The organism is Sphaerotilus sp. (assembly GCF_041083715.1).
GTDB lineage: Bacteria > Pseudomonadota > Gammaproteobacteria > Burkholderiales > Burkholderiaceae_C > Sphaerotilus.
Genome location: NZ_JBFPGY010000305.1, coordinates 1 through 6,445, shown reverse-complemented (window position 1 = coordinate 6,445; position 6,445 = coordinate 1). Strand labels below are relative to the sequence as shown.

The 6,445-nt window shown below is 70.5% G+C and carries 11 protein-coding genes; 6 read left to right on the top strand and 5 right to left on the bottom strand.

The annotated features are described in order from the left end of the window. From AB3X43_RS14265 to AB3X43_RS14240, 6 genes are all read left to right on the top strand, one after another. Positions 1 to 1,385: DUF6701 domain-containing protein (locus tag AB3X43_RS14265; protein ID WP_369430525.1), on the top strand; the 1,385-nt coding region annotated here is incomplete at its 5' end. Positions 1,386 to 1,402: 17 nt separating this feature from the next. Next, positions 1,403 to 1,903, top strand: coding sequence for a Tfp pilus assembly protein FimT/FimU (locus AB3X43_RS14260; RefSeq protein ID WP_369430524.1), 501 nt, complete (start codon positions 1,403 to 1,405; stop codon positions 1,901 to 1,903). Next, the gene (locus AB3X43_RS14255) at positions 1,893 to 2,351 is read left to right on the top strand and encodes a type IV pilus modification PilV family protein (RefSeq protein ID WP_369430523.1); all 459 of its coding nucleotides are present in this window, start codon (positions 1,893 to 1,895) and stop codon (positions 2,349 to 2,351) included. Before AB3X43_RS14260 ends, AB3X43_RS14255 begins: the two co-directional genes overlap by 11 nt. Beyond that, complete coding sequence (locus AB3X43_RS14250) at positions 2,341 to 3,234, top strand: prepilin-type N-terminal cleavage/methylation domain-containing protein (RefSeq protein WP_369430522.1); 894 nt, start codon at positions 2,341 to 2,343, stop codon at positions 3,232 to 3,234. The genes AB3X43_RS14255 and AB3X43_RS14250 overlap by 11 nt, the downstream gene beginning before the upstream one ends. Then, complete coding sequence (locus AB3X43_RS14245) at positions 3,231 to 3,683, top strand: MSHA biogenesis protein MshP (RefSeq protein ID WP_369430521.1); 453 nt, start codon at positions 3,231 to 3,233, stop codon at positions 3,681 to 3,683. Before AB3X43_RS14250 ends, AB3X43_RS14245 begins: the two co-directional genes overlap by 4 nt. Before the next feature lie 34 nt (positions 3,684 to 3,717). Next, the gene (locus AB3X43_RS14240; RefSeq protein WP_369430520.1) at positions 3,718 to 4,053 is read left to right on the top strand and encodes a YkgJ family cysteine cluster protein; all 336 of its coding nucleotides are present in this window, start codon (positions 3,718 to 3,720) and stop codon (positions 4,051 to 4,053) included. Position 4,054: 1 nt separating this feature from the next. Here the strand turns inward: AB3X43_RS14240 and AB3X43_RS14235 are convergent, their stop codons facing one another. From AB3X43_RS14235 to AB3X43_RS14215, 5 genes are read right to left on the bottom strand one after another with little or no spacing between them, the layout of a single operon-like run. Further along, a complete protein-coding gene (locus AB3X43_RS14235) occupies positions 4,055 to 4,411 on the bottom strand; it encodes a translation initiation factor Sui1 (RefSeq protein ID WP_369430519.1) in 357 nt (118 codons plus the stop codon). 44 nt (positions 4,412 to 4,455) lie between these two features. Continuing rightward, positions 4,456 to 5,283 carry a peptidoglycan DD-metalloendopeptidase family protein gene (locus tag AB3X43_RS14230; RefSeq protein ID WP_473965128.1) on the bottom strand — a complete coding sequence of 276 codons (828 nt, stop codon included), beginning with the start codon at positions 5,281 to 5,283 and terminating at the stop codon, positions 4,456 to 4,458. A gap of 7 nt (positions 5,284 to 5,290) precedes the next feature. After that, positions 5,291 to 5,449, bottom strand: a complete 159-nt coding sequence (locus AB3X43_RS14225; protein ID WP_369430518.1) for a hypothetical protein — start codon at positions 5,447 to 5,449, stop codon at positions 5,291 to 5,293. Beyond that, a complete protein-coding gene (locus tag AB3X43_RS14220; protein ID WP_369430517.1) occupies positions 5,446 to 6,009 on the bottom strand; it encodes a hemerythrin domain-containing protein in 564 nt (187 codons plus the stop codon). The genes AB3X43_RS14225 and AB3X43_RS14220 overlap by 4 nt, the downstream gene beginning before the upstream one ends. Before the next feature lie 22 nt (positions 6,010 to 6,031). Next, a complete protein-coding gene (locus AB3X43_RS14215) occupies positions 6,032 to 6,409 on the bottom strand; it encodes a SirB2 family protein (RefSeq protein ID WP_369430516.1) in 378 nt (125 codons plus the stop codon). Positions 6,410 to 6,445 lie beyond the last annotated feature (36 nt).

The following is a 6,445-nucleotide window of genomic DNA, read 5'->3' as shown; positions in this document are numbered from 1 at the left end:
CCACCCCGCTGACCTTCGATGCCACCGGCACCGCCAGCGCCGCCCTGCTCTACGCGGACGTCGGCCAGGTCCAGATCACCGGCACCTACACCGGCAGCGTCGCCAGCAGCGACACCGGCCTGGCGATGACCGGCAGCACCAGCTTCATCGCCTCACCGGCCTCGTTCGAGTTCACCGTCTACCCGACGGGCACGACCCGGGCCGGCAGCGCCTTCTCCGTCACGCTGCGCGCCCGCAACAGCGCCGGTAACACGGCACCCAACTTCGGCCGCGAATCGCCGACGGCGCAGACCCCGGCCATCACCATCGTCAAGGCCGCCCCCACCGGCACGGGCAGCAGCAGCGGCACCTTCTCTGGCAGCCTCGGCAGTTTCAGCAGCGGCAGCGCCAGCGCCAGCAACCTCGTGTGGAGCGAGGTCGGCCGCATCGACCTGAAGGCAGATCTGGCCAGCTACCTCGGCACCGGCACCGCCGTCACCGGCAGCACCGGATCCGCCGGCACCGCGCTCGGCCGTTTCATCCCGCACCATTTCGATGTCACCGCCACGCCGACGTGCGGCAGCTTCAGCTACGCAGGCCAGCCATTCACCGTGAGCCTCATGGCGATGAACGGCCTGGGCACGCCGACCCGCACCGTCAACTACGACGGCAGCGGCGCGCTCAGTCCCGCCTTCGCGCAGGCAGTGACGCTGTCGGACGCTGCCGCGCTCGGCCTCGGCGGCTTCGGCAGCACGGCCGCGGTCGCGGCCAGCCGCTTCGCCACGGGCGTCGCCTCGGTCACCGGCGTGGCCTACAGCTACACCAGCAAGACCAGTGCCCCGGGCAGCCTGACCCTGCGCGCCACCGACGTCGACGGCGTCAGCTCCAGCGGCGCGCTGGAGCCGACCATGCCGCTGCGCAGCGGGCGGCTCTGGCTGTCGAACGTCTATGGCTCGGAAAAGACGGCGCTGCAACTGCCTGTGCAGGCCCAGTACTGGACCGGCAAGACCTGGGCGCTCAACAGCGCGGACAGCTGCACCACCGCACCGGCGGCGTCGGTCGTGCGCTCCGGCTACCTCAACTACCAGGGCAGTGCCACCGCAGCGTGGACCACCACGCCCGGCACGCTGGCCATCCTCGGCGGCAACGGCACGGTCAGCCTGTCCGCACCGACGCCATCGGGCAGCACCGGCAGCGTCGATCTGGCCCTGAACCTCGGCAGCACGACCACCGATGCGAGCTGCCTGACCAGCCACCCAGCCAGCACCGGTGCGGGACTGCCCTGGCTGCGCGGCCGCAACGGCAGCTGCGCCAGCACCTGGGACCGCGATCCGGCCGCCCGCGCCAGCTTCGGCGTCGCCAGCCCAGAGACCCGCAAGACCGTGCATGTGCGCGAGCTGTACTGATCTGCACGGACTCCCCGATGACCTTGCACCGCCCTGCCCTCTGCCCCGACACCGGTTCCCGTGCCCGGGGGTTCACGCTGCCGGAGCTGCTGGGGGTGATCGTGCTGACCTCCGTGCTGGCGGTGTTCGCGATGCCGAGCCTGGACAGCGTCTTCGGCTTCCGCGACGAGGCCTGGCGCGGCGAGCTGATCGCCGCGCTGCGCAACGCCCGCCAGACCGCCGTCGCCCACCGCCGGCTGGTCTGCGTGAACATCGCCACCGGCGGTGTCAGCCTGCGCATCGCCGCGGCCAATCCGGCCAGCGCCTGCTCCGATCCACTCGTCGGCCCCGACGGCCAGAGCGTCTACGCCACCGGCAGCGGCACGGCCACCACGCTCAGCCCCGCCGGCACGGTCTATTTCCAGCCCAGCGGCCGCGCCACCACCGACGCGGCCGGCGCCACCAGTGCCAGCTGGCAGATCAGCATCACCGGCCAGACCGCCATCACCGTGCTCGGAGAGACTGGCCATGTCGAGTAGGCGGCGCACGCGTGGCATGACATTGATCGAGCTGGTCATCGCGATCCTGATCCTCGGGATCGGGCTGGCTGGCGTGCTGCTGGCCTATTCGACCGTCACCCGCGGTTCGTCCGACCCCGTGGTGCGCAAGCAGTTGCTGGCGATCGCCGAAGAGATGCTCGAAGAGATCCAGCTCAAACCGTATGCGCCCGCCACCAATGCCGCCGCAGGCGGTTGCGCGCGCACGACCTGGAACGACCTGATGGACTACAACGGCTACGCCACGAGCAACCAGATCTGCACCATCGACGGCACGCCGATCGCGGCCCTCACGGGCTATTCCATCCACGTGACGGTGCAGGCCGCGACCTTCGGCGGCATCTCGGCAGCCCGGCGCATCGATGTCACCGTCAGCCGCGGCAGCGACCAGTTGACCCTCACCGGCTGGCGCCTGGACTATGCGAGCTGACCACGCACGCAACGCCCAGGGATTCACGCTGCTGGAGCTGCTGCTGGTGATCGTCATCGGCGGGATCATGGCGGCGTCGCTCACCGTGTTCTTCCGCCCTGCCTTCGACAGCTACCTCGCCACCCGCAACCGTGCCGACCTGTCGGCACAGGCCGATGCCGCGCTGCGCCGGCTGGTGGACGAGGTGCGGCTGGCGGTGCCGAATTCCGTGCGCAGCCCCGGCAGCCAGTGTGTCGAGATGGTGCCGACGATGGCCGGCGGGCGCCTGCGCATGGCCGCCGACACCGTCAACGACAGCAGCCCGGGCTGCACCCCGTCGGCCAGCTGCTCCGCGCCGCTGGACACCACCGCACTGACCAGCGCGCTCGACGTGCTCACGCCACTGTCGACCATGCCGGCGCCCGGCGACTGGCTGGTCGTCGGCAACCAGTCGCCCAACGACGTCTACAGCGGCAGCAACCGCGCCGCCATCACCACGATCAGCACGCCGAACCCGGCCTTCGGCCTGGTCCGCCTGGCCATCAATCCGACGCAGTTCCCGCTCGGCTACGACGGCGGCCGCTTCAGCGTGGTCAGCGCCGGCCAGCAGGCGGTCTTCTACGTCTGCAGTGGTGCGGACGGCACGCTCGACGCCAGCGGCACGGCCCGCGGCACCCTGGTGCGCCTGTCCGGCTACGGCTTCAACGCCAGCTACCCGAGCGCCTGTCCGTCGGTCGTGGGAGGACAGACCGTGCTCACCGGTCTGAGCCACTGCACCATCACCTACGACCCCAACCAGGGCGCGACGCAGCAGAACGGCTTCGTCTACCTGCAGCTCGACCTGACCCGGCGCAACGAAAGCGTGTCGCTGGTCGTCGGCGCCCACGTGTCGAACGTGCCATGAACAACACGCATCCTCGTGCATCCGGTGGTTTCGGCGCCATTGCGGCGATCTTCGTGCTGGTGGTGCTGGCCAGTCTGGCCGCGGCCATCGTGCGGCTCGGACAATCGACCCAGACCGGCTCGGCGCAGGACATCCTGGGCGCACGCGCCTGGGCCACCGCACGCGCCGGCACCGAATGGGGCCTCTACCAGGCGCTCAAGGGCAGCTGGACCACCTGCAGCGGCGCCAGCCAGACGCTGGACCTGACCGCCGACACGGGCATGCGGGTCACCGTGAGCTGCACCTCGAACCTCTACAACGAGGGCGAGAACACCGGCGGCACCGCCCAGACGCTGCGCCTCTACACGGTCAACGCCGTCGCCTGCAACAGCACCAGCTGTCCGGACAATGCCCATGCCATGCAGCCCGGCTACATCGAACGCCGGCGCCAAGTACAGGCAACGCAGTGAGTGCGTCGCGGGCTGCGCTATCGTCACGCCCACGATGAGCGAAACCACCAACCCCTGCCTGCGCTGCGGCGCCTGCTGCGCGAGTTTCCGGGTCGATTTCTCGACCCAGGAGCTGCAATCCTGCGGTGGCTGCGTGCCCGACGGCCTCGCAGCCGAAATCCACGACGGCACTGCCCGCATGCGCGGCACCGACCACGCCAGCCCGCGCTGCGCCGCACTGGTCGGCACGGTGGGCGTGCAGGCCGGCTGCGGCATCTACGAATGGCGGCCTGGCCCCTGCCGGGAATTCGGGATGCTGGCCCCGCTGGGACGCGGAGATGATGCCTGTGGTCGGGCACGCCGCCGGCACGGCATGGCGCCGCTGGATTGACTCACCCCCCGGCGCGCTTGGCCTTCCAGCCCTTGCTGGCGAGCCAGGCGATGACCTTGTCGCAGTGGTCGCCCTGCACCTCGACCACCCCGTCCTTGACCGTGCCGCCGCTGCCGCAGGCGGCCTTGAGTGCCTTGGCCAGCGCGGTCAGCGCCTCGCCGTCCAGACCCAGCCCCTTCACCAGTGTCACGCCCTTGCCAGCCCGGCCCTTGGTCTCGCGCGAGACACGCACGGTGCCATCGGCCGACAGCGAGACTTCGGTGTGGCGCTTGCAGACACACTGGAGCACCGGCTGGCTGCAAGCGGGGCAGATGCGACCGGCGTCGGTGGAGTAGACAAGGCGGGTGGACGAGGGCATGGCACACGGCGGAATGGACGGCCCGGCATCATGCCGCAGGATGCTCAGTTCGACAGGAACAGCGCCGGGTCCACCATCGCCCGGTTCAGGCTGACCGACCAGTGCAGGTGCGGCCCGGTGACACGGCCGGTGGCACCGACGTCGGCGATGCGGTCGCCAGCACGCACCACGTCGCCGACCTTCACATGCACGGCCGAGAGGTGGCAATACATCGTCAGAAGGCCTCCGCCGTGGTCGAGCCAGACGGTGCCACCGTTGAAGAAGTAGTCGCCGACGTCGGCCACGCGCGCCGCTGCAGGGGCCACCACGGGCGTGCCGGTCGGGGCGGCGATGTCCATGCCGCTGTGCGGGTTGCGGGACTGGCCGTTGAAGACACGGCGCAGGCCGAACGAGCTGGAACGCGGACCCGGCACCGGCTGGCGCAGGCGCAGCGTGGCAGGCAGCGGCTCGCTGAAGGTGGCGATGACTTCGGCCTGGTGCGCTCGCTCACGCTCGTGGCGGGCGAGGTTTTCGGCGGTGAGTTCGACGTGCTTCGGCGCGACACTCAGACGCTGCTCGGCATAGCGCATCGGCTCGATGACGAAGGACTGGCGTTGGGCGGCCGCACCCTCGCGCCGCACGGTGACCTCGTCGGCCCCGGCCTGGGCGCTCAGTGGCAATCCGACCACCGCCATCCACTCGATCGGATCGCCCACCACCAGCACGGGCACACCCGCATGACGCACTTGTGGCGGCTGGTTCGACGGCCCGAGCGACAAGGTGATCACGCCACCGGGCACGGCACGCGCGGTCGGCAGATCGGGTGCAGCCACGGCCAGCGCCGGCGCCATGAGGACAGCGGCCAGCACGGCCGCGGACAGGGTGGTGTTCATTGCGGCATCATGCCGCAGCACCAGGCCAGTCGGTGAGCAGGTCGTCCACGTCCTCGCGCAACCGGCCGATGACCGCCAGCAGCGCCGGGTCGTCCATCTGCTTCGGCCCGACCGAGTAGCGGCCGGCCAGCGCCGCGAGCAGGTCTTCGGGCGCGAGGTCGTTCATCGGGGCGTTCCTGTGGCGGAGGCCCGGCGGCGGGCACCCATCTCGGCGCCCATGTCAGCCAGCGACGCCGCATCCAGCAACGCCCGGGCCATCGGGTAGGCGCGCCCCTCCTCGCGCGCGATGTGGTCGGCGTAAAGCGCGGTGAACTCGGCCAGCGACTCGGGTCGCGGGAACACGGTCGAGACCGGCAGCGCCTCGGACCATTGTTCAAGCGGCACGCGCAGCACGGCCCAGAGCGCCTCCATCCGGCGGTGTTCGGCGATCAGTTGCGCAGCCAGCGCGCGCTGGTCAGGGTCGCCGCTGGCCAGCAGCGGCGGCAGGACATGCAGTTCCTCGTCCTGGTGGTGGTGGGGTGCGGCGAGGTCGAAATAGCGCAGCACGTCGCGCGCTGCGCTGCGGGAGTCCTCGTCATGGCCATGTCCGCGAACATGCGCCACCAGTCGCTCCAGCAGCGACAGACTGCGCTCGACGCGGTCGTGGCAGGCATGGAGCATCTCGAACGGCTGGTCGAAGCCGACGGCGGGAGAGGCGAAACCAGGGAGCGAAGCAGCGGCGGTCATGGAGACAACAGGGGATTCGGTTTCACAGCGGCCAGACCTGCTTGGTCAGCGCCACCGACACGATGTAGAGCAGCACGGCCAGCGCCGCCAGCCAGGCGGCCAGCCGGATGCCGCGCGTGCGACCCCGCTTGAGCGCCACGGTGCCCAGGCCGACGTAGACCGGCAGCGCGCCGATCTTGGCCAGCAGCCAGGGCTGGTCCAGCGGGTTGACCCGTCCGACCACCAGCATGCCGATCGCCGCCGACAGCAGGACGGTGTCGACGACATGCGACAGTACCCGTGCCCAGCGCGCCCGCAGCGCCTCGGAGCGCCACAGCATCAGCAGGCCGCGCACGAGGAACAGCGCGGCACTCAGGCCGACGCAGGTGAGGTGCAGGTGCTTGAAAACGAGGTAGCTCATCCGGCTGGATGATAGAGGCCGAGTGTCCAGTGTCGC

Excerpts from the sequence above, each read along its gene's own strand:
- AB3X43_RS14260 (WP_369430524.1), top strand. The coding sequence starts at position 1,403 with ATGACCTTGCACCGCCCTGCCCTCTGCCCCGACACCGGTTCCCGTGCC.
- AB3X43_RS14255 (WP_369430523.1), top strand. The coding sequence starts at position 1,893 with ATGTCGAGTAGGCGGCGCACGCGTGGCATGACATTGATCGAGCTGGTC.
- AB3X43_RS14250 (WP_369430522.1), top strand. The coding sequence starts at position 2,341 with ATGCGAGCTGACCACGCACGCAACGCCCAGGGATTCACGCTGCTGGAG.
- AB3X43_RS14245 (WP_369430521.1), top strand. The coding sequence starts at position 3,231 with ATGAACAACACGCATCCTCGTGCATCCGGTGGTTTCGGCGCCATTGCG.
- AB3X43_RS14240 (WP_369430520.1), top strand. The coding sequence starts at position 3,718 with ATGAGCGAAACCACCAACCCCTGCCTGCGCTGCGGCGCCTGCTGCGCG.
- AB3X43_RS14235 (WP_369430519.1), bottom strand. The coding sequence starts at position 4,411 with ATGCCCTCGTCCACCCGCCTTGTCTACTCCACCGACGCCGGTCGCATC.
- AB3X43_RS14230 (WP_473965128.1), bottom strand. The coding sequence starts at position 5,283 with ATGAACACCACCCTGTCCGCGGCCGTGCTGGCCGCTGTCCTCATGGCG.
- AB3X43_RS14225 (WP_369430518.1), bottom strand. The coding sequence starts at position 5,449 with ATGAACGACCTCGCGCCCGAAGACCTGCTCGCGGCGCTGGCCGGCCGC.
- AB3X43_RS14220 (WP_369430517.1), bottom strand. The coding sequence starts at position 6,009 with ATGACCGCCGCTGCTTCGCTCCCTGGTTTCGCCTCTCCCGCCGTCGGC.
- AB3X43_RS14215 (WP_369430516.1), bottom strand. The coding sequence starts at position 6,409 with ATGAGCTACCTCGTTTTCAAGCACCTGCACCTCACCTGCGTCGGCCTG.